The following is a 26,760-nucleotide window of genomic DNA, read 5'->3' as shown; positions in this document are numbered from 1 at the left end:
GTGCCGCCCCTTCCGCTTCACCCGGCGGAGCGGACCTGATACGCCGGCACCCGTACCGCCGGGTCGTCCAGGCACTGCCCGGAGACCAGGTCGAAGCGCTGCTTCAGCAGCGGCGAGGCGACGAACGGGCGGCCCCGGTCGGTGCCGGTCAGGCCGCGGGAGAGCACCGCGGCGCCGGTGAACGGGTCGCGGTTGCCGATGGCGTACAGCCGGCCGTGGCGGTCGCGGAACAGGGCGGCCTGGCCGCCGTCCGGCAGCAGCGCGGCCACGCCCCGGCCCGGCAGCAGGGCCGTGAGGTCGCAGACCGTGAACCAGTCGCCGTCGAGCAGCAGCTGAACCTTCGGGGCGGTCGTCGTGGGTGCCGTGGTCATCGTCGTGAGCTCCCTTCCAGGGCGTCCTCCAGGGCCGTCGCGCTGTCACCGGCGCCGGCGGGCGGCGTCCCTCCCGGCCGGGCGCGGCCGGGAGCGCCGGGGCGCGGGCCGAGGGACAGCAGCGGCAGGTCGGGCTTCATCTGGTCGCGCTCGGGCACGAAGCCGACGACCGGGTCGGGGGTGTCCGGCGCGTTGACGAAGGACACGAACCGGGCGAGCCTGTCCGGGTCGCCGAGCGTCTCGGCCCACTCGTCGCGGTAGTGCGCCACGTGCGCGGCCATCAGGGACTCCAGCTCCGCGCAGATGCCGAGCGAGTCGTGCACCACCACGTCCCGCACGTGGTCCAGGCCGCCCGGGATCCGCTCCAGCCACGCGCTCGTGCGCTCCAGGCGGTCGGCGGTGCGGATGTAGAACATCAGGAACCGGTCGATCAGCCGGACCAGTTCGGCGTCGGACAGGTCCTGCGCCAGCAGGTCCGCGTGGCGCGGGGTGGCGCCGCCGTTGCCGCCGACGTAGAGGTTCCAGCCGTTCGCGGTGGCGATGACGCCGAAGTCCTTGGACCGGGCCTCGGCGCACTCGCGGGCGCAGCCGGAGACCGCCGACTTCAGCTTGTGGGGCGACCTCAGTCCCCGGTAGCGCAGCTCCAGGTCGATCGCCATCCGCACGGAGTCCTGGACGCCGTAGCGGCACCAGGTCTGCCCGACGCACGACTTCACCGTGCGCAGGGACTTGCCGTACGCGTGCCCTGACTCGAAGCCGGCGTCCACCAGCCGCGCCCAGATCGACGGCAGCTGCTCCACGCGCGCGCCGAACAGGTCGATCCGCTGGCCACCGGTGATCTTGGTGTAGAGGCCGAAGTCCCGTGCTATCTCGCCGATGACGATCAGCTTCTCCGGGGCGATCTCACCGCCCGGGATGCGCGGCACCACCGAGTAGGAGCCGTTGCGCTGGAGGTTGGCGAGGAAGTGGTCGTTGGTGTCCTGCAGCGCCGCCTGCTCGCCGTCCAGGACGTAGCCGTGCGCGCCGATGGCCGGGGCGAGGGAGGCGATGACCGAGGCGACCGCGGGCTTGCAGACCTCGCAGCCGTCGCCGCCCCGGGCCGCCTCGCGGCCGAACCGGTCCAGCAGGTCCCGGTAGGACGTGACGCGCAGGGCGAGGACGATCTCGTACAGCTCCTCGCGGGTCTGCCCGAAGCAGCCGCACAGCCCCTTGTCGACCTCGGCGCCGCTCGCCGCCAGCTCGGCGGTGACCAGCTGGGTGAGCACCTTGACGCAGCTGCCGCAGCCGGTGCCGGCCCTGGTGCACTTCTTCACCTCGGGCACGGTGGTGCACCGGTGCTCGGTGACCGCCCCGCGGATCGTGCCCTTGCTGACGTTGTGACAGGAGCAGACGACCGCCTCGTCCGGCAGCGCGGACGGGCCGAGCCGGGCGGGCTCCCCGGCGCCGGCGGGCAGCACCAGCGACTCGGGCGCGACCGGCGGCACCGAGCCGGTCAGCGCGCGCAGCGTGCCGTAGGCCTCCGCGTCGCCGACCAGGATGCCGCCGAGCAGCGTGCCGTCCCGGCCGACGACGAGCTTCCGGTACAGGCCGGAGCGGGAGTCGGAGTAGACGACGTCCAGGCAGTCCTCGGTGGTGCCGTGCGCGTCGCCGAAGGAGGCCACGTCCACGCCGAGCAGCTTCAGCTTGGTGGACAGGTCCGCACCGGTGAACACGGGCGTCCCGGTCCCGCCGGACGCGATCGCCGCGGCGGCCGTCTCCGCCATCTCGTAGCCCGGCGCGACCAGCCCGTACACCCGGCCGTCGGCGGCCTGCGCACACTCGCCGATCGCGTACACGCGCGGGTCGGTGACCGTGCGGCACCGCTCGTCGACGGTGATGCCGCCGCGCTCGCCCACCGCGAGCCCGCAGGCCCGGGCCAACTGGTCGCGGGGCCGCACGCCCGCCGAGAACACCACCATGTCCGTGGCGAGTTCGGAGCCGTCGGACAGCCTCATCGCCCGTACCGCGCCGTCCTCGCCCACGACGATCTCCTGGGTGCCCGTGCCGGTGTGCACGCTCAGGCCCCTCTCCTCGATCGTGCGCAGGAGCGCGGCGCCGCCGCCGTCGTCGACCTGCACCGGCATCAGGCGCGGCGCGAACTCCACGATGTGCGTGTCCAGTCCGAGCCCCTTGAGCGCGCCGGCGGCCTCCAGGCCGAGCAGTCCGCCGCCGACCACCGCGCCGCTCGCCGCCCGGACCTTCGCGTACGCCTCGATCGCGAGCAGGTCCTCGACGGTGCGGTAGACGAAGCAGCCCTCGGCGTCCCTGCCGGGTACGGGCGGGACGAAGGGGGAGGAGCCGGTGGCCAGGACGAGGACGTCGTACGGCACGGTGAGCCCGGAGCGGGCGGTGACCGTCCGCGCCGCGCGGTCGACGCTCTCCGCCGGGTCGCCGACGTGCAGTTCGATGCCGTGGTCCGCGACGAACCCCGGGTCGGTCAGGGACAGGTCCTCGGGCGTCCTGCCCGCGAAGTACGAGGTGAGCTGGACGCGGTCGTACGCGGGCCGCGGCTCCTCGCACAGCACGACCACGCGGTGCGTGGCGGTCAGGCCGCGCTCGGCGAGTGCTTCCAGGAAGCGCTGGCCGACCATGCCGTGGCCGACGAGCACGATCGTGGGGGTGGCCTCGGGGGTGGCGGTCATTCAGGAGCCTCCATCGTTGGTGAGCAGGTGCAGCAGGGGGCCGCGGTCCGCGGGGAGCGGCTCCGCTCCCTCCCAGGCGCGGGCGAGCGTGCCGACCGTGCCGACGTCGCCGACGAGGACCCCGCCGACCAGGCGGCCGTCGCGGACGACGACCCGGCGGTAGGTGCCGCGGGTGGCGTCGGCGAGCTGCACGACGTCGTCGCCGGGGCCGCCTTCCACCTCGCCGAACGCGGCCAGGTCGAAGGGCGTGTCCGGGCCGGTCAGGGTGAGCCGGGTGAGGGCACGGGTGCCCCGGTACCGGGCGCCGGCGTCCCCGGTGAGCGACCGGGCCAGCACGTCGGCCTGTTCGAGGGCGGGGGCGGCGAGGCCGTACACGGTGCCGTCGTGCTCGGCGCAGTCGCCGACGGCGCGGATGTGCGGGTCGCGGGTGCGCAGCGCGTCGTCGACGAGGACGCCCCTGCCCACGGGCAGACCCGCCCCCTCGGCGAGGCCCGTGCGCGGGCGGACGCCGCAGGCGAGGACGACGAGGTCGGCGTCCAGGGCGTAGCCGTCGGCCAGGCCGACCGAGCGGACCGCGCCGCCCGGGCAGCGCACGTCGCGCACCCGGCACTCGGTGTGCACCTCCACGCCCAGGTCCGTCAGGTGCCGCAGGACCAGGCGCGAGGCGCCGGGGTCGAGCTGGCGCTCCATCAGGCGCTCGGCCTGCTGGGCGAGCACCACCTGAGCGCCGCGCAGCGCGAGGGCGCGGGCGGCGGACACGCCGAGCAGCCCGCCGCCGACGACGACCGCCCGCGCCCCCGGCCGGACGGCCGCGGACAGGCCCAGGCAGTCGTCCATGGTGCGGAAGGCGTGCACGCCGCCGGGCAGGCCGTGGCCCGCGGTGGTGAACAGCCCGCGCAGCGGCGGGAGCACCGGGTTGGAACCGGTGGCCAGCACCAGCGTGCCGTAGCCGATCACCGAGCCGTCCGCGCAGCGCACCGCGCGCGCCGCACGGTCGATGCCGGTGACCCGGGCCCGGACCAGCCCGGCCGGCGCGGGCAGGGCGATCACCTCGGGTGCGTAGCGGCCGGCCAGCACCTCGGCGAGCAGGACCCGGTTGTACGGGCGGTGCTCCTCCTCGCCGACGACCAGCGCGGGCGTGCCGAGCTCACCGAGCCGCCGGGCCAGCGTCACACCCGCCAGTCCGGCGCCGATCACCACCACGGGCGCGTTCGAGGTCATGCACGGCAGCGTGCGGCGCGGACGTTACCCGGCCGCATCGCACCTGTTTCCCACGGGGAACGCTGCCCTCAGCGGGTGGCGGGGGAGGGTGTGAGGGGGCCGGCCGGACGCTTCTCCGGGGCGGCCCCGGCGGTCAGCGGCTCCCCATGAGATGGGCGAAGACGACGACGTTGCCCTGGTAGCCGGTGCTGCGGGAGTAGCCGCCGCCGCACGTGATCACCCGCAGTTCCGGGCGGTCCGCGGCGCCGTAGACCTTGTCGTCGGGGAAGTCGCTGGCCTGGTAGACCTCGACCGCGTCCACGGTGAAGACCGCCACGCTGCCGTCGCGCCGGTCCACCTCGATGACGTTGCCCTTCCGCAGTGCGCCGAGGTCGTAGAAGACGGCGGGGCCCTCGGTGTTGTCGACGTGGCCGGCGACGATCGCGGTGCCGGTCTCGCCCGGAGTGGTGCCGGCCTCGTACCAGCCGGCGAGGTTGGTCTCCTCGGCGGGCGGGACGTCGAGGCTGCCGGAGGCGGTCAGGCCGAGGCCCGTCAGGGGGGCGTCCACGCGGATCGAGGGGATGCGGATGCGGTCCGGCGGGGAGGGCGGCAGCGCGGGCGCCGCGAGCCGTGCCGTGCCGCCGTCGCTCACGCCCTCGGCGGCGGCCGGCTGGGGCGGGGCGTGCGTCTGGGAGCCGCTGTACAGCAGCCAGACGCCGCAGCCGAGGGCCGTCAGGGTGCAGGCCGCTATCGCGGCGTTGCCTGTCCTTCGCATGGTCAACCCCTCTTCCGGAGTCGGAGCCCCGCACCCCCTCCGGGCCGCGAGGGGCGTCGGACCCGGAGGGGGGAGGGGGCGTGCGGTACCGGCCGACGGACGGCGGAGGATGCCCGTCAGATCCCGTCGTCGCCTCTCACCCGGCGATGCAGGAGCCAGGTACCGCCCGCGGCCGCGACGGCGAGCGCCGCCACACCGGCCGCGGTCCGCACGGGGTCGCGGTCCACCGAACCGCCGACCCCCGTCTTCACACTTCCGCGGGGCTGCATCCGCGTCTCCGCCTCGGTCAGCCCGACCACCAGGTCGCCGCGGACCAGCCGCCCGTCCCCGGCGCACTCCGCGACGATCTCGTACGTTCCCGGCTGGGCGCCCGGCGGCACCTGGAACTGGCCGATCGCGTCGCCCTTCTGCGTGCCCGGCGCCAGCGTGAACGGGCCGGCGCCGACCGCGCTGGCGTCGCCCGCCGCGCCGGTGGTCCCACCGCACGCCCTGGTGTTCACGGACACCTCCCCGCCGGGCAGCACCGAGGGCGGGTACACCTCCAGGCGGCCGGCGTCCGCTCCGTGGGCGGTGGCGGCCGGGCCGCTCGCGGCCACGACGGCGAGCGCGGTGCCGGTCAGCAGACGGGCGGTACGTCGCATCGGTGCTCCTCCGAGCTCTGCGGTGGGGGGCGCGGCCCGCGGCACCCGCTTGTGCCGCTGCGTCGGTCGCGCCCCTGCCCTTCCGAGGTAAAGGGCACGGGCGCCCGCCCGCTCCCTGACAACGCGTCAGGATTGGGGTGAACGGGTGTCCGCACGCCTGCCGGAAGGGTGCCCTCTCCATGACGTTCGGGCAGGTCAGCGGCGTCCGGCCGGCGCGGCGTCGAAACACCCCGAAGGGTGCGGGGCACGGGGGTGAACGGGTGGCCGGCGCGCCCGGCCCCGGCCCCCCGCGCCCTGGCGCGCCGACTCGCGCGGCGCGCCCCCTCCGTCACGGCTTGACCTCAAGAATGCTTGAGATACCAGGCTGGCCGCATGAAGACGAATCCCGGCTCCCACGCCGCCACCGACTCCCCGGCCCCGCTGAACCTCACCCTCGTCCTCGGCAGCAACCGCGAGGGCCGTTTCGGCCCCGTGGTCGCCGACTGGCTCCTGGGCCACCTCCACGACCGCGACGACGTCGCCGCAGAGGTCGTCGACGTCGCCGCGGCGGACCTGCCGACGAGCCTCGCGCGCACCCCGGAGGCCGCCGCGGCCCTGGCGGGAATCACACCGAAGCTCGCCTCGGCGGACGCGTTCGTGGTGCTGACGCCCGAGTACAACCACTCCTACCCGGCGGGCCTGAAGAACCCCGTCGACTGGCACCACGCCGAGTGGCGCGCCAAGCCCGTGGCCCTCGCCTCCTACGGCGGCCTGGCCGGCGGCCTGCGCGCCGTCGAGCACCTGCGCCAGGTCTTCGCCGAACTGCACGCCGTGACGGTCCGCGACACCGTCTCCTTCCACAACGCGGGCGCGGCGTTCGACGACCAGGGCCGCCTGCGCGACCCCGCCGGGCCGGACGCGGCGGCGAAGACCATGCTGGACCAGCTGGTGTGGTGGGGGCGGGCGCTGCGGGAGGCGCGGCGGCGCAGGCCGTACGCGGCCTGACACCCCGCCGCCACGCACCGGAGGCCGGCGCCCCGCGGGGACGCCGGCCTCCGGCCGCGTTCGGGTGCCGCGGGCTCAGCCCACGGAGACGGCGCTCCAGGCCGCCGCGACCGCGTTGTACTCGGTGCTGCCGGAGCCGTACAGGTCCTTCGCCGCGTTCAGCGTGGCCGTCCGGGCGCCCGCGTAGTTCGTGGACGAGGTCATGTAGACCGTCAGCGCGCGGTACCAGATCCTGCCGAGCTTGTCGTGGCCGATGCCGGTGACCGTCGAGCCGTTGCACGTCGGGGAGTTGTAGCTGACGCCGTTGACCGTCCTGGCGCCGCTGCCCTCGGCGAGCAGGTACGCGAAGTGGTTGGCGACGCCGGAGGAGTAGTGGACGTCCAGGTTGCCCACCGAACTGCTCCAGCAGTCGGCCGAGTCGCCGTCCCTGGAGGGCTTGTCCATGAAGCGCAGCGCCGGCCGGCCGAAGCCCGGGCGGACGATCTCCTCGCCGATGAGGTAGTCACCGGGGTCGGCGGAGTTGTTCTCGTACCACTCCACCAGCGTGCCGAAGATGTCCGAGGTGGCCTCGTTCAGGCCGCCCGACTCGCCCGAGTACGTCAGCGCCGCCGTCTTGGAGGTGACGCCGTGCGACATCTCGTGGCCGGCCACGTCCAGGGCCACCAGCGGCCCGAACGTCGTGCCGTCGCCGTCGCCGTACGTCATGCAGAAGCAACTGTCGTCCCAGAAGGCGTTGTTGTAGTTGTTGCCGTAGTGGACGCGGTTGTACGAGCCCTTCCCGTCGCCGGCGATGCCGTTGCGGCCGTGGACATTCTTGTAGTAGTCCCAGGTCGCGTTGGTGCCGTACTGCGCGTCGACGGCCGCCGACGCGCGGTCCGCCGTCGTGCCCGAGCCCCAGTGGTTGTCGGCGTCGGTGAACAGGGTCGCCGGGGCGCGGCTGACGCAGATGCCGAAGATGCACAGGTCGGTCTTGTTCGCCGCGTCACCCGTGTACGTGTTGCCGCGCGTGGGGTCCTTGAGCTGGTACGCCGACCCCGACGGCGTCGTCTCCAGCGGCACCGTCCCGCTGTACAGCGACGCGCCGTCGCCCGCCGCCGTCTCGATGCTGTCCCAGGCGTCGATCCGCGCGCCCGTGCGGGCGTCGGTGACCACCGTGCGCGCGACCGGGTTGCCGAGCGAGTCCATCGCGACCGCGTTCGTGCGCCAGGCGAGCCTCGGACTGCCGTGCAGGGCGTCGACGACGAGCTGCGGCTTGGCCGTCAGCTTGCGCAGCGTCTCTCCCCGGTTCGCCGCGCGCAGGTCCCTGGCCGCCAGGTCGGCGGCCTGCGGCGCGGACAGCGCGGGCGTGACGCCGGGCAGGGAGATCGATTGCTTCGTGGCGCGGTCGGCGGCGCGGTAGGCGCCGTTCGGGGCCAGGTGGACCACGAAGTCGCCGCCGAGGACCGGCAGGCCGCGGTAGGTCCGGTCGTAGCGGACGTGCTGCGTGCCGTCGCCGTCGACGATGACGTCGCGGACGGAGGTGTCCTGGGCGGCCGTCAGTCCCAGGGCCGCCGCGTGGTCCGCCACCGCCGACGCGGCGTGGCCGACGGCCTCGGCCCGGGTGGGTCTGCCGTCCGCGTGCGCGGCGGGGGAGAGCGCGGCGGCCAGCAGGGCGGCCGCGGTGGCGGTTATTCCCGCCGTGGCGAGACGGGACCCTCGGTTGTGCCGTGTCCGACTCATCGGTCTCCTTGAGCGCGGGCGCCCTGGGGCGCGCGTGGGGTGGCGCTGATGCCCCCTCAGATTTAAGGGAGCATGACATGTCATGTCCATAGCGTCCGCGGGGGATGTGTGAGGGGAGAGAATCGTTTCTGTGACCCTCGCGTTGTTCGTCTACGGCACCCTTCGCCCCGGTGAGCGCAACCACGGCGTGTTCCTGGGCGGCCGCACGCGCCTGGTCGGACCGGGTCTGCTCGACGGCGCGGTGCTGTACGACGGCCCCGGTCACCCCTACGCCGTGGAGGAGCCGGGCGGGGTGGTGCACGGCGAACTGCTCACCGCGCCGCCGGAGGCGTACGAAGAACTCCTCGCCGGACTGGACCGCCTGGAGGGGTACGTGCCGGGGGACCCGGCCGGCCTCTACGAGCGGGTGGAGCGCACGGTGGCCCGCGTGCCCGGCGGGCAGCCGGTGCGGGCGTGGGTCTACGTCGCCGCCCCGGCCGTCGCCGCCCGCCTGCGGGAGCGGGGCAGGCTCATCGCGGGCGGCGACTGGCGGGCCCGCCGCTGAGCGGCGCCGGCCGGCACCGGGGGCCGGCGACCGCCCGGCGCGGACGCCGGGCCGGCCGCCTCACCGGGGCCCGGCAGGCTCCACCCGTACCGCGCACACCTTGAACTCGGGCATCCGGGAGTCCGGGTCCAGCGCGGGGTTGGTCAGGGTGTTGGCGCGGCCCTCGCCCGGCCAGTGGAACGGCATGAACACCGTGTCCGGGCGGATGCCGCTGGTGATCCGCGCGGGCGCCACCGCGCGCCCGCGCCGCGACACCACCGCGACCGGATCGCCCTCGGCCGCCCCCACCCGCGCCGCGAGCCGCGGGTGCAGCTCCACGAACGGGCCGGGCGCGGCGGCGTTCAGCTCGTCGACGCGCCGGGTCTGCGCGCCTGACTGGTACTGCGCCACGACCCGGCCGGTGGTCAGCAGCACCGGGTACTCGTCGTCGGTCTCCTCGGCGGCCGGCCGGTGCGACACGGCCGCGAACCGGGCCCGCCCGTCCTCGGTGGCGAAGCGGTCCAGGAACAGGCGGGGCGTACCGGGGTGAACGGCCGCCACCGGCTCGCCGCGGGCGGCGTTCCCTGTCGGGTGGTCCGTGTGCGCGTCGGGGGTGGCGTGCTGCGTCGGGTGGTCCGTGTGCGCGTCGGGGGCGGGATCCTGCGTCGGGTGGTCGGCGTGCGCGTCGGGGGCGGGATCCTGCGCGGGGCGGTCGGCGTGCGCGTCGAGGGTGGCATCCTGCGCGGGGTGGCCTGCGTGCGCGGGGTGGTCTGCGTGCGCGTCGGGGGTGGCGTGCTGCGTCGGGTGGTCCGTGTGCGCGTCGGGGGCGGGATCCTGCGCGGGGCGGTCGGCGTGCGCGTCGGGGGTGGCGTCCCCCGCCGGACGGTCCGCGTGCGCGTCGGGCCCGGGAGCGGGCGCCTGCGGCCGCACGGGTGGGGTGGCCGCGGCCGGTGGTGAGGTCCGCGGCCCGTCGCCGGGGAGCTCCGGGCAGGGCCAGAAGACGCCGCCCTCCTCGGCGAGCCTGCGGTACGTGATGCCGGAGTAGTCCGCCGGCCCGCCCGCGCAGGCCCGCCGCAGTTCCTCGAAGACCTCCTCCGGGTCGGCCGGGAAGCCCTTCTCCACGCCCAGGCGGGCCGCCAGGTCGCGCAGCACCTCCAGGTCGCTGCGCACCCCGTCCGGCGGGGTGATCGCCCGCCGCCGCAGCAGCACCCTGCCCTCCAGGCTGGTCGTCGTGCCCGTCTCCTCCGCCCACTGCGTGACCGGCAGGACGACGTCCGCGAGCGCGGCCGTCTCCGACAGCACCACGTCGCACACCGCGAGGAGGTCCAGCGACCGCAGCCGCTCCTCGACGTGCGCGGCGCGCGGCGCCGACACCACCGGGTTGGAGCCCATCACCAGCAGGGCGCGCACCTCCCCGCCGAGCGCGTCCAGCAGCTCGTACGCGCTGCGCCCCGGACCCGGCAGCGAGTCGGGGTCCACGCCCCACACCTCGGCCACGTGCCGCCGGGCCGCCGGGTCGGTCAGCTTCCGGTAGCCGGGCAACTGGTCGGCCTTCTGGCCGTGTTCACGCCCGCCCTGCCCGTTGCCCTGCCCGGTCAGGCAGCCGTACCCGGACAGCGGGCGGCCCGCGCGGCCGGTGGCCAGGCACAGGTTGATCCAGGCGCCCACGGTGTCGGTGCCCTTCGACTGCTGCTCGGGTCCGCGTGCGGTGAGCACCATCGCGGCCTGCGGCTCGCAGAACATCCGCACCGCCTCCCGCAGTCGCGGAACGGGCACCCCCGTGACCCGCTCCACGTACTCCGGCCAGTGCGCCATGGCGGCCGCCCGGGCCTCCTCCCAGCCGGTCGTGCGCTGCCGGATGTAGGCCTCGTCGGTGCGGCCCTCGGCGACGACCAGGTGCAGCAGACCCAGCGCCAGCGCCAGGTCCGTGCCGGGGCGGGGCGCCAGGTGCAGGTCGGCGTGCTCGGCCGTCCGCGTGCGGCGCGGGTCGACCACGATCAGCGTGCCGCCGTTCGCCCGCAGTTCGTCGAAGTAGCGCAGCGACGGCGGCATCGTCTCCGCCGGGTTGGAGCCGACGAGGATGACGCACCCGGTCCGCGGGATGTCCTCCAGCGGGAACGGCAGCCCGCGGTCCAGCCCGAACGCCCTCGTACCGGCGGCCGCCGCCGACGACATGCAGAAGCGGCCGTTGTAGTCGATCTGCGAGGTGCCGAGCACCACCCGGGCGAACTTCCCGAGCGCGTACGCCTTCTCGTTCGTCAGCCCGCCGCCGCCGAACACCCCGCACGCGTCCGGTCCGTGCGCCGAACGCGTCCGGGACAGCCCGGCGGCGATCCGCTCCAGCGCCTCGTCCCAGGTCGCCGGCAGCAGCGTGCCGTCCCCGGACCGCACCAGCGGGGTGGTCAGCCGGGCCCGGGAGGACAGCACCGCGGGCGCCGTACGGCCCTTGCCGCACAGCGCGCCCCGGTTCACCGGGAAGTCGGCGCGCTCCGTCACCTCCACCGTGCCGTCCGGGGCCGGGGTCAGGTTCATCCCGCACTGCAGGGCGCAGTACGGGCAGTGCGTGGGCGTCGGGGAGGTCTGCATGCCGACAGCGTGCGCCGGCCGTGTTACGCGACCGGGCGACCCGCTGTTACACGACCGGGACGGCGACCTCCCCGCCGCCCACCACCCGCGGTGAGGAGGCCGCCGGCGGTCCTGGCCGCGGCCCGGGGTGCGCTTCCACCTCCGCCGCACGGCCGGGATGGTGACTTCCCTGCCGCTCACCGCCCGCCATGAGGCGGACGCTGCCGCACCCGAGCTGCCTCGGGCCGGGAACGCCGGGCCGGCACGCGGCGTCCGGGACCGCCGTACCGCACGCCTCGCGGGCGCCGCCGTGATACCGGAAGATGTGACGTCCGGCGACCACGCCGACGCGCTGGTCCCCGGCCCCCACCGCGTCGCATCGGGCGACCGTCCGCCGGAGGGGGAACCCTGGCGGCAGGGTCTCTGCGCGCACGGGCCGGTCCCGGCTGCCGCAGCCCGCGCAGCCGCCGGCGGTCCGGGCGTCCGGGACGCCGTGCCGCACCGGGTGGATGCGTGCCGCGCCGGCTCGTCCTGGTCCTCACACGCCCCCGGCCGGTCCGGTGAAGCACCGGAAAAGACCCGTCACGGGTACGCAACGGCGGTGCAACCTCCCCTCGCGAGGCTGCTCGCATGACGGCGGTGAACAGTCCTCTCGGCCAGGCCCTCCCGTATCCCGGCGGCCCCCCGCGCGGCGCGCGCCCCGACGGCACGGCGCGGAGGCCGGGCGGCCCCGGCGGTCTCCGCGCGGGCCGGCTCCGCGCGGCCGGACCCGACGGCGGGCGCGGGCCGGTCCCGCCCGCGCTCGTCCTCGTGGCGCACGGCAGCCGCGACCCGCGGGCGCTCGGCACCGTGCGCGCCCTGCTGTGCCTGGTGCGCGCACTGCGCCCCGGGCTGCCCGTGCACCTCGGGCACGTCGAGCTCGACGAGCCGCCGCTCACGGACACCCTCGCGGCCCTGGCCGGCACCGACGCCGTCCTGGTCCCCCTGCTGCTCACCCGCGGCTACCACGTCAAGCGCGACATCCCCGAGACGGCGGCGGCAGCCCCGGCCCGCACGCGCGTGGCCGCGCCGCTCGGCCCGCACCCGCTGCTCGCCGAGACACTGGCCGCCCGGCTGGCCGAGGCCGGCTGGGCCGCCCCGGAGGACGCCGCGGCCCGCGCCCGCAGCGGGGTCGTCCTCGCGGCGGCCGGCTCCCGCGACCCCGACTCGGCGGCCGACACCCGCCGCATCGCGCGGCTCCTCGCCGAGCGCCTCGGCGTGCCCGTCGTCCCCGCCTACGCCTCCGCCGCCGGCCCGACCGTTCCCGAGGCCCTGCGCGCCCTCGCCGCGTGCGGGCGCCACCGCGTCGCCGTCGCCTCCTGTTTCACCGCCCCCGGACGCTTCGCCACGCAGTGCGCCGGGGCCACGGCGGGGATCGCCTCCGCCCCGCTCGGCGCCCACCCGGCGATGGCCCGCCTGGTCCTGCACCGCTACGACCAGGTCCTCGCCACGCCGGAACCGGGAACGAAAGCGGCCCTCGCCTTGCCCACCGGACACGCACCCCTCCCCACCGCCGTACCCGCGCCCACCCCGGCCGGAGGCGCCCCGGCAGCCGCCCGCCCGCGTGCCTGAGACGGGCGGCGCGGTCCCGGGTGCCGCCGGCGCCGGGCGTCCCGGCGCGGGCCGGCCGGGACGCCCGGCGCGCCGGCCCGGCCGGGGCCCGCGTCGGCGTCCCGGTTGTCGGCGGGTGCCCTTACTGTCGAGGCATGGAAGGGATCGCACCCGAGACGGCCAGGGCCTACGAGAACGTGTCCCTGGCCGCCGAGAACCACCTCCCGCCGGCCGGCTACGACGCGCCGGACGCCGAGCGCTGGGCCGCCGAGCCGGACAAACGGCCCGGCCGCACCGCCTTCCAGCGCGACCGCGCGCGCGTGCTGCACTCCGCGGCGCTGCGCCGCCTCGCCGGCAAGACCCAGGTGGTCACCCCGGGGGAGCAAAGCCCCGTCTGGGACGCCAGCCCCCGCACCCGGCTCACCCATTCGCTCGAATGCGCCCAGGTCGGCCGCGAACTGGGCGCGGCCCTCGGCTGCGACCCCGACCTGGTGGAGGCGGCCTGCCTCTCCCACGACCTCGGCCACCCGCCCTTCGGCCACAACGGCGAACAGGCGCTGAACGAGTTCGCGGAGGACTGCGGCGGCTTCGAGGGCAACGCCCAGTCGCTGCGCCTGCTCACCCGCATCGAACCCAAACGGTTCGTCACCGACCCCGGCTCCGGGGAGCTCGTCAGCGTCGGTCTCAACCTCACCCGCGCCGTCCTCGACGCCGCCACGAAGTACCCCTGGCCGCGCGGCGCCCACCCCACCGACCCGTCCTCCCCGAAGTTCGGCGTGTACGAGGACGACCGGCCCGTCTTCGACTGGGTCCGCCAGGGCGTCCCCGGCACGCGCACCTGCTTCGAGGCGCAGGTCATGGACTGGGCGGACGACGTGGCGTACTCGGTGCACGACGTCGAGGACGGCCTGCACGCCGGGCACATCGACCCCGACTGCCTGCACGCCGAGCCAGAGCGGCAGGCGGTGTTCGCGGTCGCCGTCGGCCGCTACGTCCCCGCCGGCACCGACCCGGCGGAACTGGCCGAGGCCCTCGACCGCCTCCAGTCCCAGGACTGGTGGCCCCACGGGTACGACGGCTCGGCCCCCGCCCAGGCCCGCCTGAAGGACGCCACCAGCCAGCTCATCGGGCGTTTCTGCCTCGCTGCCGAGAGCGCCACCCGGCAGGCGTTCGGCCACCGCCCGGGCCGTTCGGGCGCGGGGCAGGGCGGCGGCCGCCTGACGCGGTACGGCGCCGAACTCGTCGTCCCGCGCGGCACCCGCATGGAGTGTGCCGTCCTCAAGGCGGTCGCCGACCGGTACGTCATGCAGCGCGCCGAGCAGGAACGGCTGCGCGCCGAGCAGCGCGTCGTCGTCGCCGAACTCGCCGCGGCTCTCACCGCCCGCGCCCCCGACGGCCTCGACCCCCAGTTCCGCGCCCTGTTCGCGCAGGCCCCGGACGACCGCGCCCGCAAACGGGTGATCGTCGACCAGATCGCCTCCCTCACCGACGCCTCGGCCCGCTCGCTGCACGCCCGGCTGGCGGGGCGCCCGTGACACGGGCCACGGCCCCGCGGCGACCCGGGGGACCGCCGGCCCCGGCGGCGTGACGCGCGGTCGGCGAGGTGGGCCCGGGTGGCCTGGATGGGCCACTCCCTCTTCCCGCATCACGTTGCGTGCGGGACGCTCGCAGGTGGCGGCACCCTTACGAGGAGGCATCACGTGGTCGACGCGGATCAGACATTCGTCATCGTCGGAGGAGGCCTGGCCGGGGCCAAGGCGGCGGAGACGCTGCGCGCGGAGGGCTTCAGCGGCCGCGTGATCCTCATCTGCGACGAGCGCGAGCGCCCCTACGAGCGCCCGGCGCTGTCCAAGGGGTACCTGCTCGGCAAGGAGACGCGGGACAGCCTCTTCGTGCACGAGCCGGCCTGGTACGCGCAGAACGACGTCGAACTGCACCTCGGCCAGACGGTCGTCTCGATCGACCGCGCCGCGAGGACCGTGCACTACGGCGGCGACGGCACGCTGGTCCGCTACGACCGGCTGCTGCTGGCCACGGGCGCCGAGCCCCGCCGCCTGGACATCCCCGGCACCGAGCTCGCGGGCGTCCACCACCTGCGCCGCCTTTCCCACGCCGAGCGGCTCAAGGGCACGCTGTCCGCCCTCGGCCGGGACAACGGCCACCTCGTGATCGCGGGCGCCGGCTGGATCGGCCTGGAGATCGCCGCCGCGGCCCGTGAGTACGGGGCCGAGGTCACCGTCGTCGAGCCGTCCGCCACCCCGCTGCACGCCGTCCTCGGCCCCGAGCTCGGCGAGCTCTTCGCCGAGCTGCACCGCGAGCGCGGCGTCCGCTTCCACTTCGGCGCCCGGCTGACCGAGATCGTCGGGCAGGACGGCATGGTGCTGGCCGTCCGCACGGACGACGGCGAGGAGCACCTGTGCCACGACGTGCTCGCCGCGATCGGGGCCGCCCCCCGCGTCTCCCTCGCCGAGGCCGCGGGACTTCGGATCGCCGACCGGGCCCACGGCGGCGGCATCGTCGTCGACCAGCACCTGCGCACCTCCGACCCCGACATCTTCGCCGCCGGCGACGTCGCGGCGTTCCCGCACGCCCTCTTCGGCACCCGGCTGCGCGTCGAGCACTGGGCCAACGCCCTCAACGGCGGCCCGGCCGCGGCCCGCGCCATGCTCGGCCAGGACGTCACCTACGACCGCGTGCCCTACTTCTTCACCGACCAGTACGACCTGGGCATGGAGTACTCCGGCTGGGCGCCCCCCGGCTCGTACGACGAGGTGGTGATCCGGGGGGACGCCGGGAAGCGGGAGTTCATCGCGTTCTGGATGCGGGAGGGCCGCGTCCTGGCCGGGATGAACGTGAACGTGTGGGATGTCACAGACCCGATCCAGCGGATGATCCGGACCCGCGCGCGGGTGGACACGGAGGCGCTGTCGGACCCGCGCGTGCCGCTGGAGAGCCTGGCCCCCTGAGGCCGGCCGCCCCCGGGCCGCGCCGTCCGTCGTCCGCCGCCGCCGCGCCCCGGGGGCCCGCGCTCCCCGGTGCGCGGCCCGCGGCCCGCACCGCACGCCCCGGGAGTGTCACCGCGGCCCCGTAGAATCACCTCGTGGCAGGACGGATCAACGACGAGGACGTGAAGGCGGTACGGGACGCGGTCCCGATCGACGCCGTGGTGTCCGAGTACCTCCAGCTGCGCAACGCCGGCGGCGGCAACCTGAAGGGCCTGTGCCCGTTCCACGACGAGAAGTCCCCGTCCTTCCAGGTCAGCCCGAGCAAGGGCCTCTTCCACTGCTTCGGCTGCCAGGAGGGCGGCGACACCATCACCTTCGTGATGAAGATCGACCACCTCTCCTTCTCGGAGGCGGTCGAGCGCCTGGCCGGCCAGGCCGGCATCACCCTGCGCTACGAGGAGGGCGGGTACAACCCCACCCACCAGCGCGGCGAGCGCATCCGCCTGGTCGAGGCGCACAAGCTCGCCGCCGACTGGTACGCCGAGCAGCTCGCCACCAGCCCCGAGGCCGAGACCGGCCGGGTCTTCCTCGCCGAGCGCGGCTTCGACCAGGCTGCCGCCGTCCACTTCGGCGTCGGCTACAGCCCGCAGGGCTGGGACCACCTCACCCGCTTTCTGCGCGGCAAGGGCTTCTCCGACAAGGAGCTGGTCCTCTCCGGCCTGTCCCAGGAGGGCCGCCGCGGCCCCATCGACCGCTTCCGCGGCCGTCTGATGTGGCCGATCCGCGACGTCGGCGGGGACGTCGTCGGCTTCGGCGCCCGCAAGCTGTACGAGGCGGACAACGGGCCGAAGTACCTGAACACGCCGGAGACGGCGATCTACAAGAAGTCCCAGGTGCTCTACGGCATCGACCTGGCGAAGAAGGAGATCGCGAAGACCTCCCGCGCGGTCGTGGTGGAGGGCTACACGGACGTCATGGCCTGCCACCTGGCCGGGGTGACCACCGCCATCGCGACCTGCGGCACGGCTTTCGGCGGCGACCACATCAAGATCCTCCGCCGGCTGCTGATGGACAACGGCTCGGCCCGCGTGATCTTCACCTTCGACGGCGACGCGGCCGGGCAGAAGGCGGCCCTGCGCGCCTTCGAGGACGACCAGAAGTTCGCCGCCGAGACCTACATCGCCATCGCCCCCGACGGCATGGACCCGTGCGAACTGCGGCTGGCCAAGGGCGACGAGGCCGTCGCCGGCCTGGTCGAACCACGCACGCCGCTCTTCGAGTTCGCGCTGCGCCAGATCGTGGCCCGCTACGACCTGGACACGCCGGCGGGCCGTGCCGCCGCGCTGGACGAGGCGGCGCCGGTCGTCGCCCGCATCAAGAACAGCGGCGCCCAGCACGAGGTCGCGGTGGAGCTCGCCGGGATGCTCGGCATCCTCGACACCCAGTTCGTGGTCAAGCGGGTGGCGCAGCTGGCCCGTTGGGCGCGCGAACGCGGCGGGCGCGGCCCGGCGGCCCCCGACCGGCACCGGCGCCACCCGCAGGAGCAGTACGCCGCGGCGCCCGCGACGGTCCGCGGCCCGGCCCTCAACCTGCGCAACCCCGTCTACGCCACCGAGCGCGAGCTGCTCAAACTGGCCCTCCAGCGGCCGGAGCTGGTCTCCCCGGCGTTCGACGCGTACGGCGCCGACGAGTTCACCGCCGCGCCCTACGCCGCCGTGCGCCAGGCCATCATGGACGCGGGCGGCGCCCAACTCGGCGTCGACGACCCCCAGGAGTACCTGGTCCGCGTCCGCGAGGCCGCGCCCGACGACACGGTCCGCGCGATGGTCACCGAGCTGGCCGTCGAGGCGATCATGCTCCGCAAGGACGCCGACGAGACCTACGCCGGAGCCCAGCTGGTCACGGTCCGCCGCCGCGCCGTCGAACGCCGCATCCGCGACGTCCAGAGCACCCTCACCCGCCTCGGAACGGGCGGCGACCCGGCCCAGCTCGCCGCGGTGCAGAACGAGTTGTGGATCCTCCAGCAGTACGACCAGGCGCTGCGGGAGCGGGGCGCGGCAGCGCTGTGAGGTGACGGCGGGCAGCCCGTCGCACGGGCCGGATCACCGCATGGTCACGGACCGGACGCAAAAAGTCATCGCACGCCCCTCGTGGCGGTGATGTGTCGTACCCCACACTGGGTCCGGTGCCTGAGTCCCCGGAACCCGGCCGGTCCGTCCCCCACGGGTCCGACATTCCCGCGGTTCCGCCCATCGCGTTCGGGACGGACAGCGGCGAGACCGCCGACTCCGCCCCCGAGTACCGCTGCCGCACGCCTCAGCAGCGCTCATCCTGGAGGTCGCCCCCCGTGCAGACCCGGACCCTCACCCAGACCGACGTCACCACCGGCCCCGGGGCCGCCGGGAAGGACGCGAAGACCCCCGGCGTCCTCGCCGCCGTGACCCCGCGGCTGCGGCTCGCCCCGGCCCCCGCCCCCGTCGCGCAGCAGACAAGGACCCCGCTCGCCGAAGCGGGCGGACCGTCCGCCGAGCCCGGCGGACCGTCCGCCGAACCCGGCCAACCGCCCGCCGACCTCGACGAGCCGCCGGCCGACCTCGACGAGCCGTCCGCCGGCGCACTGGAAGCCGCGGCGGCCGCCGAACCGGCGGCCGAGCCCGCCGGACCGCTGCCCGCCCGCACCGAGACCGGCGGCCCGTCCGCCGACCTGTTCCGCCAGTACCTGCGCGAGATCGGCCGCATCCCGCTGCTCACCGCCGCCGAGGAGGTCGAGCTCGCCCGCCGGGTCGAGGCGGGCCTGTTCGCCGAGGAGAAACTGCTCGGCACCCCCGACCCGGACAGCCGGCTCGCGCACGAACTGGACCGGCTGGTGGTCATGGGCCGCATGGCCAAGCGCCGTCTGATCGAGGCCAACCTGCGGCTCGTCGTGTCCGTCGCCAAGAGGTACGTCGGCCGCGGGCTGACCATGCTCGACCTCGTCCAGGAGGGCAACCTCGGCCTCATCCGGGCGGTGGAGAAGTTCGACTACGCCCGCGGCTACAAGTTCTCCACGTACGCCACCTGGTGGATCCGCCAGGCCATGTCGCGCGCCCTCGCCGACCAGGCCCGCACCATCCGCGTCCCCGTCCACGTCGTGGAACTGATCAACCGGGTCGTCCGCGTCCAGCGCCGCATGCTGCAGGAACGCGGCTACGAGCCGACCCCGGAAGAGGTCGCCGGCCAGCTCGGCCTGACACCCGAGCGGGTCCGCGAGGTGCTGCGCCTGGCCCAGGAGCCGGTGTCCCTGCACGCCCCGGTCGGTGAGGAGGACGACGTCGCCCTCGGCGACCTGATCGAGGACGGCGACGCCGCCTCACCCGTGGAGTCCGCGGCGTTCCTGCTGCTCAAACAGCATCTGGAGGCCGTGCTGTCGACGCTGGGGGAGCGCGAGCGAAAGGTCGTCCAGCTGCGGTACGGGCTCGTGGACGGCCGCCCCCGCACGCTGGAGGAGATAGGCCGCCTGTTCGGCGTGACCCGGGAGCGGATCCGGCAGATCGAGTCCAAGACCCTGAACAAACTCCGCGACCACGCCTTCGCCGACCAGCTCAGGGGCTACCTGGACTGACGCGGGGGGCCGCTCACCCCCGGGCGAGCGGCCCCCCGCGCTCCGGACGGCGGCCGCAGAGCGACCGCCTCCGGAGTCCTCAGTCCACCTCGACGACCGCCTGCGCGAACTGCGCCTTGTACAGCCGCGCGTAGGCCCCGTCGGCCGTCAGCAGCTCCTCGTGCGAGCCCTGTTCGACGATGGACCCGTTCTCCATGACGAGGATCGTGTCCGCGTCCCGGATCGTCGACAGCCGGTGCGCGATGACGAACGACGTCCTGCCGTGCTGCAGTTTCGCCATCGCCTTCTGGATCAGCACCTCGGTACGGGTGTCCACCGAGCTCGTCGCCTCGTCGAGGACGAGGATCACCGGGTCGGACAGGAACGCCCGCGCGATGGTGATGAGCTGCTTCTCGCCGGCGCTGACCCCGGAGCCCTCGTCGTCGATCACGGTGTCGTAGCCGTCGGGCAGCGTGCGGACGAACCGGTCGGCGTGCGCGGCCCGCGCCGCCTCCTCGATCTCCTCGCGGCCGACCTCGCGCGAGGCGCCGTAGGCGATGTTGTCCGCGATCGTGCCGCCGAACAGCCAGGTGTCCTGCAGCACCATGCCGATCGCGGCGCGCAGCTCGTCCCGCGACATCCGCGCGATGTCGACGCCGTCGAGCGTGATGCGCCCGCCGGTGACCTCGTAGAACCGCATGAGCAGGTTGACCAGCGTGGTCTTGCCGGCACCGGTCGGTCCGACGATGGCGACCGTCTGGCCGGGCTCCACCTTCAGCGACAGGTCCTCGATGAGCGGCTTGTCGGGCTCGTAGCGGAACGAGACGTTCTCCAGCGCCACGCGTCCGCGCAGCTCCGCCGGCCGCTCGCCCGGCACCGGGTCCGCCTCCTGCTCCTCCGCGTCCAGCAGTTCGAAGATCCGCTCCGCCGAGGCGACACCCGACTGCACCAGGTTCGCCATCGAGGCGACCTGCGTCAGCGGCATCGAGAACTGCCGCGAGTACTGGATGAAGGCCTGCACGTCACCGATGGACAGCGCACCCGAGGCGACCCGCAGACCACCGACGACGGCGACGAGCACGTAGTTCAGGTTGGAGACGAACATCATCAGCGGCTGCATGACACCGCTGTTGAACTGCGCCCTGAACCCCGCCTCGTACAGTGCCTCGTTCTGCTCGGCGAACTGCCGCGCCGACTCCTCCTGCCGCCCGAACACCTTCACCAGCGCGTGGCCGGTGTACATCTCCTCGATGTGGGCGTTGAGTGTGCCGGTGGAGCGCCACTGCTGCACGAAGTGCGGCTGCGACCGCTTGCCGACGCGGGTGGCGACGACGAACGACAGCGGCACCGTCACCAGCGCCACCAGCGCCAGGATCCAGGACACCCAGAACATCATCGCCAGCACGCCGATGACGGTCAGCACCGAGTTGATCAGCTGGCCCATCGACTGCTGGAGGGTCTGCCCGATGTTGTCGATGTCGTTGGTGGCCCGGCTGAGCACCTCGCCGCGCCGGCGCTTGTCGAAGTACGACAGCGGCAGCCGCGACAGCTTCGTCTGCACGTCCTCGCGCATCCGGAACATGGTCCGGTTGACGGTCCGGTTCACCAGCCGGGTCGCCACCGCCATCAGCAGTCCGGCGGCCAGGAAGGTGCCCAGCGCGAGCAGCAGGACGTTCCCGACGGCGCCGAAGTCGATGCCCAGGCCCGGGGTGAAGTCCGTGCTCTTCAGCATGTCGGCGATGTCGCCCTGGCCCCGCTCGTGCATGGACCGCAGGACCTGGTCCTTGGTGAGCCCGGCCGGCATCTGCCGGCCGATGATCCCGGCGAACACCAGGTCGGTGGCCCGGCCGAGGATCTTGGGGCCGATCACGGACAGCCCCACGCTGAACAGCACGCAGACCAGCAGCACGCCCACGGTGACCCGCTCGGGCCGGAACCGCGCGACCAGCCGTTTGCCCGAGCCCTTGAAGTCCATCGAGCGGTTGTCGGGGCCGCCTCCGCCCATCATCCGCCCCATCGGCCCCGCCATCAGGCAGCCTCCGCTTCCGTGAGCTGGGAGAGCACGATCTCCCGGTAGGTCTCGTTGTCCGCCATCAGGTCGTGGTGGCGCCCGGTGCCGACGACCCGTCCCCCGTCGAGGACGACGATCCGGTCGGCCTCCCGGATGGTCGCCACGCGCTGGGCGACGATCACGACGGTCGCTTCGGCGGTCTCCGCCGCGAGCGCCGCCCTGAGCGCCGCGTCGGTGGCGTAGTCGAGCGCGGAGAAGGAGTCGTCGAAGAGGTAGATCTCCGGGCGCCGCACCAGGGCGCGGGCGATGGCCAGGCGCTGGCGCTGACCGCCGGAGACGTTGGTGCCGCCCTGCGCGATCGGCGCGTCGAGCCCGCCCTCCAGCCCGGAGACGAAGTCCTTGGCCTGCGCCACCTCCAGCGCGTGCCACAGCTCCTCGTCGGTGGCGTCCGGGTTGCCGTAGCGCAGGTTGGTCGCCACCGTGCCCGCGAACAGGTACGGCTTCTGCGGCACCAGTCCGACCGTCCGCGCGAGGAGCGCGGGCTCGACGGTCCGCACGTCCACCCCGTCCACGAGGACCTCGCCCTCGGTGGCGTCGAACAGGCGGGGCACCAGCCCCAGCAGCGTGGACTTGCCGCTGCCGGTCGAGCCGATCACGGCCGTCGTCTCGCCGGGCCGGGCGACCAGGTCGATCTCCTTGAGCACCGCCTCCTCGGCACCCGGATAGCGGAAGCCCGCCCCCCGGATCTCCAGATGACCGTGGCGGCGCAGCTCCGTGACGGGCGCGAGCGGCGGTACGACGCTCGACTCGGTGGCGAGGACCTCCTGGATGCGCTCGGCGCACACCTCCGCGCGCGGCACCATCATGAACATGAAGGTGGCCATCATCACGGACATGACGATCTGCATCAGATAGGCGAGGAACGCGGTCAGGTCGCCGATCTGCATCCCGCCGCTGTCGATGCGGTGCGCGCCGAACCAGACCACCGCGATGGACGACAGGTTCACCACCGTCATCACGATCGGGAACATCAGCGCCAGCAGCCGCCCGGTGGCCAGCTGCATGTCGGTCAGGTCCGTGTTGGCCCTGCGGAAGCGGTCCTGCTCGTAGGTGTCGCGCACGAAGGCGCGGATGACGCGGTTGCCGGTGATCTGCTCGCGCAGCACCCGGTTCACCGTGTCCAGGCGGACCTGCATGGCGCGGAACAGCGGGCGCAGCCGGCGCACGATCAGCGTCACGCTGACGCCGAGCACCGGGACGACGGCGACCAGGACCGCCGACAGGGGCACGTCCAGGCCGAGGGCCAGGACGATGCCGCCCACGCACATGATGGGCGCGGACACCATCAGAGTGAACGTCATCAGGACCAGCATCTGGACCTGCTGGACGTCGTTCGTCGTACGGGTGATGAGGGAGGGCGCGCCGAAGTGGCCGACCTCGCGCGCGGAGAAGGACTGCACGCGGTCGAAGACGGCGGCCCGGACGTCCCGGCCGAGCGCCGACGCGGTCCGGGCGCCGTAGTACACGGCGCCGATGTTGCACAGCACCTGCACCAGGGAGATGCCGATCATCAGGGCGCCGAACGCCAGGATGTAACCGGTGTCCCCCTTCACCACGCCGTTGTCGATGATGTCGGCGTTCAGGGTGGGCAGGTAGAGGGTGGCGCAGGTCTGCAGAAGCTGCAGCAGCACCAGGAGGGCGATGGGTCTCTGGTAGGGCCTGAGGTAGGTCCGCAGAAGTCGTATGAGCACGCTACGTCTCTCGGAGTGGGTGGTGGGGGCTGGTCGGTGTCCCCTGGCCCCTATCGTCGACCACTCCACCCGTGTTACCTCAACCGATTAATCGCACCGCCAACGGCCGAGGCGCCCCCGGCCGTTGAGCCGGCCGGGTGAGGACGCCGCAGGTGTGCGCCGGGCCGCCGGGCCGTTCCGTGCGCCGGTCGGGCCGGGTGGGCCGGGCGGTGCGGGTCGGTCCGGGCGGCGCGCCGCGGCACGCCGCCGCACCGCCGTCGTCCGCCGCGGCGGACCGCCCGGACGGGTGACCGCCGGGAGGCCGGAACGCGCCTCGCGCGCCGCCCCGGCGGTCGTGGGCCCGGCCGCCGTCAGGCGCGGAACGCGCCTGGATGGGTCTGCTCGCGCACCGACACGTACTGCTGGCGCACCGCCTGGCCCACGGCCAGTTCCTCGCCGGGCTCCAGGACCTGGGCGACCGCGCCCTGCCAGACCGGCGGGGTGCGCGGGTCGAGCGTGCCCTGCGACACGCCGAGCGCCCAGGCGGCCTGGCGGGCCGCGCCGATCGCCGCGTAGTCCGCGGGCTGCGGCACCACGACCTGCGTCCCGAACAGCGCGGGCGCCGCCGCCTGCACGGCGGGCAGCTCGGCGGCCGGCCCGAGCAGGAAGATCCGCCGCACCTCCACGCCCCTGCCCCGCAGCACGTCCAGCGCGTCCGCGAGCCCGCACAGCATGCCCTCGAAGGCGGCCCGCGCCAGGTGCTCCGGCTTCATCGACTCGCGCCTGAGGCCGGCCAGGGTGCCGGCGGTGTGCGGCAGGTTCGGCGTGCGCTCGCCCTCCAAGTAGGGCAGGAGGACGAGGCCGTGGGCGCCCGGCGTCGACTTCGTCGCCAGGTCGGACAGGCTCTCCAAATCGGGCAGTCCCAGCAGCTCGGCGGTACCGCGCAGCGCCCGTACGGCGTTCAGCGTGGTGACGACCGGCAGGTGCATCCCGGTGGCGTCGGCCAGGGAGGTGATCATCCCGGTCTGGTCGACGAGCGCCTCGCGGTGGACGGCCATCACGGAGCCGGAGGCGCCCAGGGAGACCACCGCGTCACCCAGCCCGATGCCCAGTCCGAAGGCCGCCGCCATGGTCTCGCCGGTTCCGGCGGAGATCAGCAGGCCCTCCGGGGTCGTACCGGCCGCCTCGGCGGGCCCGATCACCTCGGGCAGCGCGGCCGGGTGACCGAGCGCCAGCTCGACCAGGTCGGGCCGGTAGGCGCCGGTGGCGGCCGACCAGTACCCGGTCCCCGAGGCGCCACCTCGGTCGGTGGTCCTGCGGACGGGCCGGCCGAGCAGCTGCCAGACCAGCCAGTCGTGCGCCTGCATCAGCAGGGTGGTGCGCAGGGCCGCGTCGGGTTCGCTCCGGGCCAGCCAGCGCAGCTTCGTCACCGGCTGCGCGGCCTGCGGCACGGTGCCCACGGACTGCGCCCACGCCTCGCGGCCGCCGAGCGCGTCGATCAGGTCGGCCGCCGCGACCTGAGCCCGCCGGTCGCCGCCGACCATCGCGGGCCGGACGGTGTTGCCCTGGGCGTCGATGGGGATCAGCGCGTTCTGCTGGGCGGACACGCCGATCGCCTGCACGCCCTCCAGGAGCCCGCCGCCGGCGGCCTCCCCGAGCGAGAGCAGCCAGGCCTGCGGGTCGACGTCGGCCGGCCGGCCCCCGCCCTCGGGGCCCTCCACCGGATGCGGGGCATATCCCTGCCTGAGCACGGCCCCCGTGTCCGTGTCACAGACGACGATACGAGTGAAATCGGGCGAACTGTCCAACCCGGCGACTATCCCCATGTCCAAATTCTGCCGCACCGCGAGGGGTGGCCGTGCCGGATGGCTGCCACCGGGTCCGATGGGGCGCAGGGGCGCGCCGGGGCGGGAGTGACGAACGTTACGTGTGGCTGGTGCCCCAGTCGTCCTGGCCGGAGCCGGAGCCGCTGCGGTCCCGCAGGGAGCGCACCCGCTGGGCCACCGTGTCGGGCACGTGCTCGCCGACCTTCTCGCTGACCGCGTGATAGGCCTTGCCCGCGAACTGGCGGCCCTGCTGCGCCGCCGTCTCCGCGGTGTTGCGCACCGCGGGGTTCTGCGAGACCTGGCGAGCGGACTTCTTCAGCTGCTCGTAACGCTCACGCCCGGCCTTCGTGCCCAGCACGTAACCCAGAGCGAGCCCAGCGACGAACGTGAGCCGGTAACGCATGGCGGCCACCCTTTCCTTGCGTCGAGGTCGGAGTCGGAGGGAACCGATTGGCGAAGCACCCCCCTGCTTGCGCTAATGTATGTGTCGCAGCGAGCGCGCGCCCCCTGGCGCTTACCCAGGTAGACACGTTCGATGCAACGAGGCATTCCTCCGTAGCTCAATTGGCAGAGCAGCCGGCTGTTAACCGGCAGGTTACTGGTTCGAGTCCAGTCGGGGGAGCTCGGTCCTCCGTAGCTCAATTGGCAGAGCAGCCGGCTGTTAACCGGCAGGTTACTGGTTCGAGTCCAGTCGGGGGAGCATGATGAACGAGGACCCTTCGGGGTCCTTTTTCATGCCCGCGGCCGACCTGCGGCAACCGCCACACGCGCGGCGGGCTCCTCAAGGTCGTCGAGAGCCGACCATCCGAGGCAGGAGATCGTATGAGCGGCTATGCTGCGGCAGACGGCGCGCACACGTGTACGCGACGCGCCGCGACGGGGCGGTAGCTCAGCCGGTTAGAGCAGCGGACTCATAATCCGTCGGCCGTGGGTTCGAGTCCCACCCGCCCCACCAGGCGCTGCACGCGCAGAAGCGTTTGTATCCGCGGCAACGCGCGAAGGAGGGCCGCCACGCCAGCGTGGCGGCCTCCGTTCACCCCCTCAGATGAAGATCCAGGGCGCCGGCCGCTCTGCCGGGTCCGCGGCGGTGCGCGCCCATGCGGCCACATGTGGTCATCTTTGGTGACCATGTGCAGCGCAAGCGTCGCTCGGGGCGGCAGGCGCCGGGACGCCGGTGACGCGGAGCGATCGGGACGACGAGGCGCGTGCCCCGGGGGATGCGTCCGATGGGTGCCACCGCCGGGACCGACACCGCCGACGCGGGACCGCGGTTACACCCTGCTGCACGCGGACGCCGACTTCGCCGTTGCGCCGGCGGTACCGGCGGAGGTGCGGCCGCGGGACGCACGCGCCCGACGGCGGCGGGCGGCCTCCGGTGCCTGCCGCTGCGGTGCCCGTGTGCCGACGCGGTGTCAGGAGTGCTGCCAGGACCGCGAGTCGACGGACAGTACGGCGGTCTAAGGAATTTGACGCTCAGCGCGTCGGCCCACGGGATTTGACGCGCCGTTCGACGGGAGGGGACGCGGTCGTCCCGTCACACCGGTCCGCCCAGGCGGCCCTTCCGTCCGATGCGGTGTGCGGCCGTGCTGTGGCGCGTCACACCGGCCATCGCGCATGCG

At 74.3% G+C, this 26,760-nt stretch carries 18 protein-coding genes and 3 tRNA genes; 10 read left to right on the top strand and 11 right to left on the bottom strand.

Going from position 1 to position 26,760, the window contains the following annotated elements; genetic code table 11:
- Positions 1-17: 17 nt before the first annotated feature.
- The 5 genes from nirD to ABZ920_RS11835 form a co-directional block, all read right to left on the bottom strand.
- Positions 18-371 (bottom strand): nitrite reductase small subunit NirD, encoded by a 354-nt coding sequence (gene nirD, locus ABZ920_RS11855; protein ID WP_361502051.1) that lies wholly within the window; start codon positions 369-371, stop codon positions 18-20.
- Entirely contained in the window at positions 368-3,052 is a 2,685-nt protein-coding gene (gene nirB / locus ABZ920_RS11850) for a nitrite reductase large subunit NirB (RefSeq protein WP_361502048.1), read from the bottom strand. Before nirB ends, nirD begins: the two co-directional genes overlap by 4 nt.
- Positions 3,053-4,273, bottom strand: coding sequence for an FAD-dependent oxidoreductase (locus tag ABZ920_RS11845; RefSeq protein WP_361502045.1), 1,221 nt, complete (start codon positions 4,271-4,273; stop codon positions 3,053-3,055).
- Positions 4,274-4,406: 133 nt separating this feature from the next.
- Entirely contained in the window at positions 4,407-5,027 is a 621-nt protein-coding gene (locus tag ABZ920_RS11840; RefSeq protein WP_361502042.1) for a class F sortase, read from the bottom strand.
- 116 nt (positions 5,028-5,143) lie between these two features.
- On the bottom strand, positions 5,144-5,668 hold the full coding sequence (locus tag ABZ920_RS11835; RefSeq protein WP_361502040.1) for a hypothetical protein: 525 nt from the start codon (positions 5,666-5,668) through the stop codon (positions 5,144-5,146).
- A 372-nt stretch (positions 5,669-6,040) separates the two neighbouring features.
- On the opposite strand from ABZ920_RS11835, the gene ABZ920_RS11830 reads away from it, so the two are divergent.
- Positions 6,041-6,652, top strand: coding sequence for an NAD(P)H-dependent oxidoreductase (locus ABZ920_RS11830; protein ID WP_361502037.1), 612 nt, complete (start codon positions 6,041-6,043; stop codon positions 6,650-6,652).
- Positions 6,653-6,727: 75 nt separating this feature from the next.
- On the opposite strand, the gene ABZ920_RS11825 is transcribed toward ABZ920_RS11830, so the two are convergent.
- Entirely contained in the window at positions 6,728-8,371 is a 1,644-nt protein-coding gene (locus ABZ920_RS11825) for a M4 family metallopeptidase (protein ID WP_361502034.1), read from the bottom strand.
- A 130-nt stretch (positions 8,372-8,501) separates the two neighbouring features.
- Here ABZ920_RS11825 and ABZ920_RS11820 point away from each other — a divergent pair, with 130 nt between their 5' ends.
- The gene (locus tag ABZ920_RS11820; RefSeq protein WP_361502031.1) at positions 8,502-8,915 is read left to right on the top strand and encodes a gamma-glutamylcyclotransferase family protein; all 414 of its coding nucleotides are present in this window, start codon (positions 8,502-8,504) and stop codon (positions 8,913-8,915) included.
- A gap of 60 nt (positions 8,916-8,975) precedes the next feature.
- On the opposite strand, the gene ABZ920_RS11815 is transcribed toward ABZ920_RS11820, so the two are convergent.
- Positions 8,976-11,480: a molybdopterin-dependent oxidoreductase gene (locus ABZ920_RS11815; RefSeq protein WP_361502028.1), complete on the bottom strand. Its 2,505-nt coding sequence runs from the start codon at positions 11,478-11,480 to the stop codon at positions 8,976-8,978.
- A gap of 609 nt (positions 11,481-12,089) precedes the next feature.
- On the opposite strand from ABZ920_RS11815, the gene ABZ920_RS11810 reads away from it, so the two are divergent.
- The 5 genes from ABZ920_RS11810 (at position 12,090) to ABZ920_RS11790 (ending at position 19,595) form a co-directional block, all read left to right on the top strand.
- Positions 12,090-13,070 carry a sirohydrochlorin chelatase gene (locus tag ABZ920_RS11810; RefSeq protein ID WP_361502025.1) on the top strand — a complete coding sequence of 327 codons (981 nt, stop codon included), beginning with the start codon at positions 12,090-12,092 and terminating at the stop codon, positions 13,068-13,070.
- Between the two features lie 134 nt (positions 13,071-13,204).
- Positions 13,205-14,584, top strand: coding sequence for a deoxyguanosinetriphosphate triphosphohydrolase (locus tag ABZ920_RS11805; protein WP_361502022.1), 1,380 nt, complete (start codon positions 13,205-13,207; stop codon positions 14,582-14,584).
- 165 nt (positions 14,585-14,749) lie between these two features.
- Positions 14,750-16,015, top strand: a complete 1,266-nt coding sequence (locus tag ABZ920_RS11800; RefSeq protein WP_361502019.1) for an FAD-dependent oxidoreductase — start codon at positions 14,750-14,752, stop codon at positions 16,013-16,015.
- Positions 16,016-16,149: 134 nt separating this feature from the next.
- Positions 16,150-18,063: a DNA primase gene (gene dnaG / locus ABZ920_RS11795; RefSeq protein WP_361502017.1), complete on the top strand. Its 1,914-nt coding sequence runs from the start codon at positions 16,150-16,152 to the stop codon at positions 18,061-18,063.
- Positions 18,064-18,341: 278 nt separating this feature from the next.
- Positions 18,342-19,595: a sigma-70 family RNA polymerase sigma factor gene (locus ABZ920_RS11790; RefSeq protein WP_361502014.1), complete on the top strand. Its 1,254-nt coding sequence runs from the start codon at positions 18,342-18,344 to the stop codon at positions 19,593-19,595.
- Positions 19,596-19,674: 79 nt separating this feature from the next.
- Here the strand turns inward: ABZ920_RS11790 and ABZ920_RS11785 are convergent, their stop codons facing one another.
- From ABZ920_RS11785 to ABZ920_RS11770, 4 genes are all read right to left on the bottom strand, one after another.
- Positions 19,675-21,603 (bottom strand): ABC transporter ATP-binding protein, encoded by a 1,929-nt coding sequence (locus ABZ920_RS11785; RefSeq protein WP_361502011.1) that lies wholly within the window; start codon positions 21,601-21,603, stop codon positions 19,675-19,677.
- A complete protein-coding gene (locus ABZ920_RS11780; RefSeq protein WP_361502008.1) occupies positions 21,603-23,336 on the bottom strand; it encodes an ABC transporter ATP-binding protein in 1,734 nt (577 codons plus the stop codon). The genes ABZ920_RS11785 and ABZ920_RS11780 overlap by 1 nt, the downstream gene beginning before the upstream one ends.
- Positions 23,337-23,686: 350 nt before the next feature.
- Positions 23,687-25,141 carry an FGGY family carbohydrate kinase gene (locus tag ABZ920_RS11775; RefSeq protein WP_361502005.1) on the bottom strand — a complete coding sequence of 485 codons (1,455 nt, stop codon included), beginning with the start codon at positions 25,139-25,141 and terminating at the stop codon, positions 23,687-23,689.
- Between the two features lie 97 nt (positions 25,142-25,238).
- On the bottom strand, positions 25,239-25,544 hold the full coding sequence (locus ABZ920_RS11770; protein ID WP_361502002.1) for a YtxH domain-containing protein: 306 nt from the start codon (positions 25,542-25,544) through the stop codon (positions 25,239-25,241).
- A gap of 146 nt (positions 25,545-25,690) precedes the next feature.
- Between ABZ920_RS11770 and ABZ920_RS11765 the strand changes: the two genes are divergently transcribed.
- The 3 genes from ABZ920_RS11765 (at position 25,691) to ABZ920_RS11755 (ending at position 26,096) form a co-directional block, all read left to right on the top strand.
- Positions 25,691-25,763: transfer RNA gene (locus ABZ920_RS11765), tRNA-Asn, on the top strand.
- Between the two features lie 5 nt (positions 25,764-25,768).
- Positions 25,769-25,841, top strand: a tRNA-Asn gene (locus ABZ920_RS11760).
- Positions 25,842-26,019: 178 nt separating this feature from the next.
- Positions 26,020-26,096: transfer RNA gene (locus tag ABZ920_RS11755), tRNA-Ile, on the top strand.
- Positions 26,097-26,760 lie beyond the last annotated feature (664 nt).

The sequence above is a fragment of the Streptomyces sp. NPDC046831 genome (genome assembly GCF_040645305.1).
Taxonomy (GTDB): Bacteria; Actinomycetota; Actinomycetes; order Streptomycetales; family Streptomycetaceae; genus Streptomyces.
The sequence above is the reverse complement of the archived record's forward strand: the minus strand, read 5'-3'. Positions and strand labels throughout refer to the sequence as shown.

What these genes read in the sequence shown, in the direction of transcription:
- ABZ920_RS11830 (WP_361502037.1), top strand. Translation starts at nt 6,041, where the DNA reads ATGAAGACGAATCCCGGCTCCCACGCCGCCACCGACTCCCCGGCCCCG.
- ABZ920_RS11775 (WP_361502005.1), bottom strand. Translation starts at nt 25,141, where the DNA reads ATGGGGATAGTCGCCGGGTTGGACAGTTCGCCCGATTTCACTCGTATC.
- ABZ920_RS11810 (WP_361502025.1), top strand. Translation starts at nt 12,090, where the DNA reads ATGACGGCGGTGAACAGTCCTCTCGGCCAGGCCCTCCCGTATCCCGGC.
- ABZ920_RS11815 (WP_361502028.1), bottom strand. Translation starts at nt 11,480, where the DNA reads ATGCAGACCTCCCCGACGCCCACGCACTGCCCGTACTGCGCCCTGCAG.
- nirD (WP_361502051.1), bottom strand. Translation starts at nt 371, where the DNA reads ATGACCACGGCACCCACGACGACCGCCCCGAAGGTTCAGCTGCTGCTC.
- ABZ920_RS11845 (WP_361502045.1), bottom strand. Translation starts at nt 4,273, where the DNA reads ATGACCTCGAACGCGCCCGTGGTGGTGATCGGCGCCGGACTGGCGGGT.
- ABZ920_RS11785 (WP_361502011.1), bottom strand. Translation starts at nt 21,603, where the DNA reads ATGGCGGGGCCGATGGGGCGGATGATGGGCGGAGGCGGCCCCGACAAC.
- nirB (WP_361502048.1), bottom strand. Translation starts at nt 3,052, where the DNA reads ATGACCGCCACCCCCGAGGCCACCCCCACGATCGTGCTCGTCGGCCAC.
- ABZ920_RS11805 (WP_361502022.1), top strand. Translation starts at nt 13,205, where the DNA reads ATGGAAGGGATCGCACCCGAGACGGCCAGGGCCTACGAGAACGTGTCC.
- ABZ920_RS11825 (WP_361502034.1), bottom strand. Translation starts at nt 8,371, where the DNA reads ATGAGTCGGACACGGCACAACCGAGGGTCCCGTCTCGCCACGGCGGGA.
- ABZ920_RS11835 (WP_361502040.1), bottom strand. Translation starts at nt 5,668, where the DNA reads ATGCGACGTACCGCCCGTCTGCTGACCGGCACCGCGCTCGCCGTCGTG.
- ABZ920_RS11840 (WP_361502042.1), bottom strand. Translation starts at nt 5,027, where the DNA reads ATGCGAAGGACAGGCAACGCCGCGATAGCGGCCTGCACCCTGACGGCC.
- ABZ920_RS11770 (WP_361502002.1), bottom strand. Translation starts at nt 25,544, where the DNA reads ATGCGTTACCGGCTCACGTTCGTCGCTGGGCTCGCTCTGGGTTACGTG.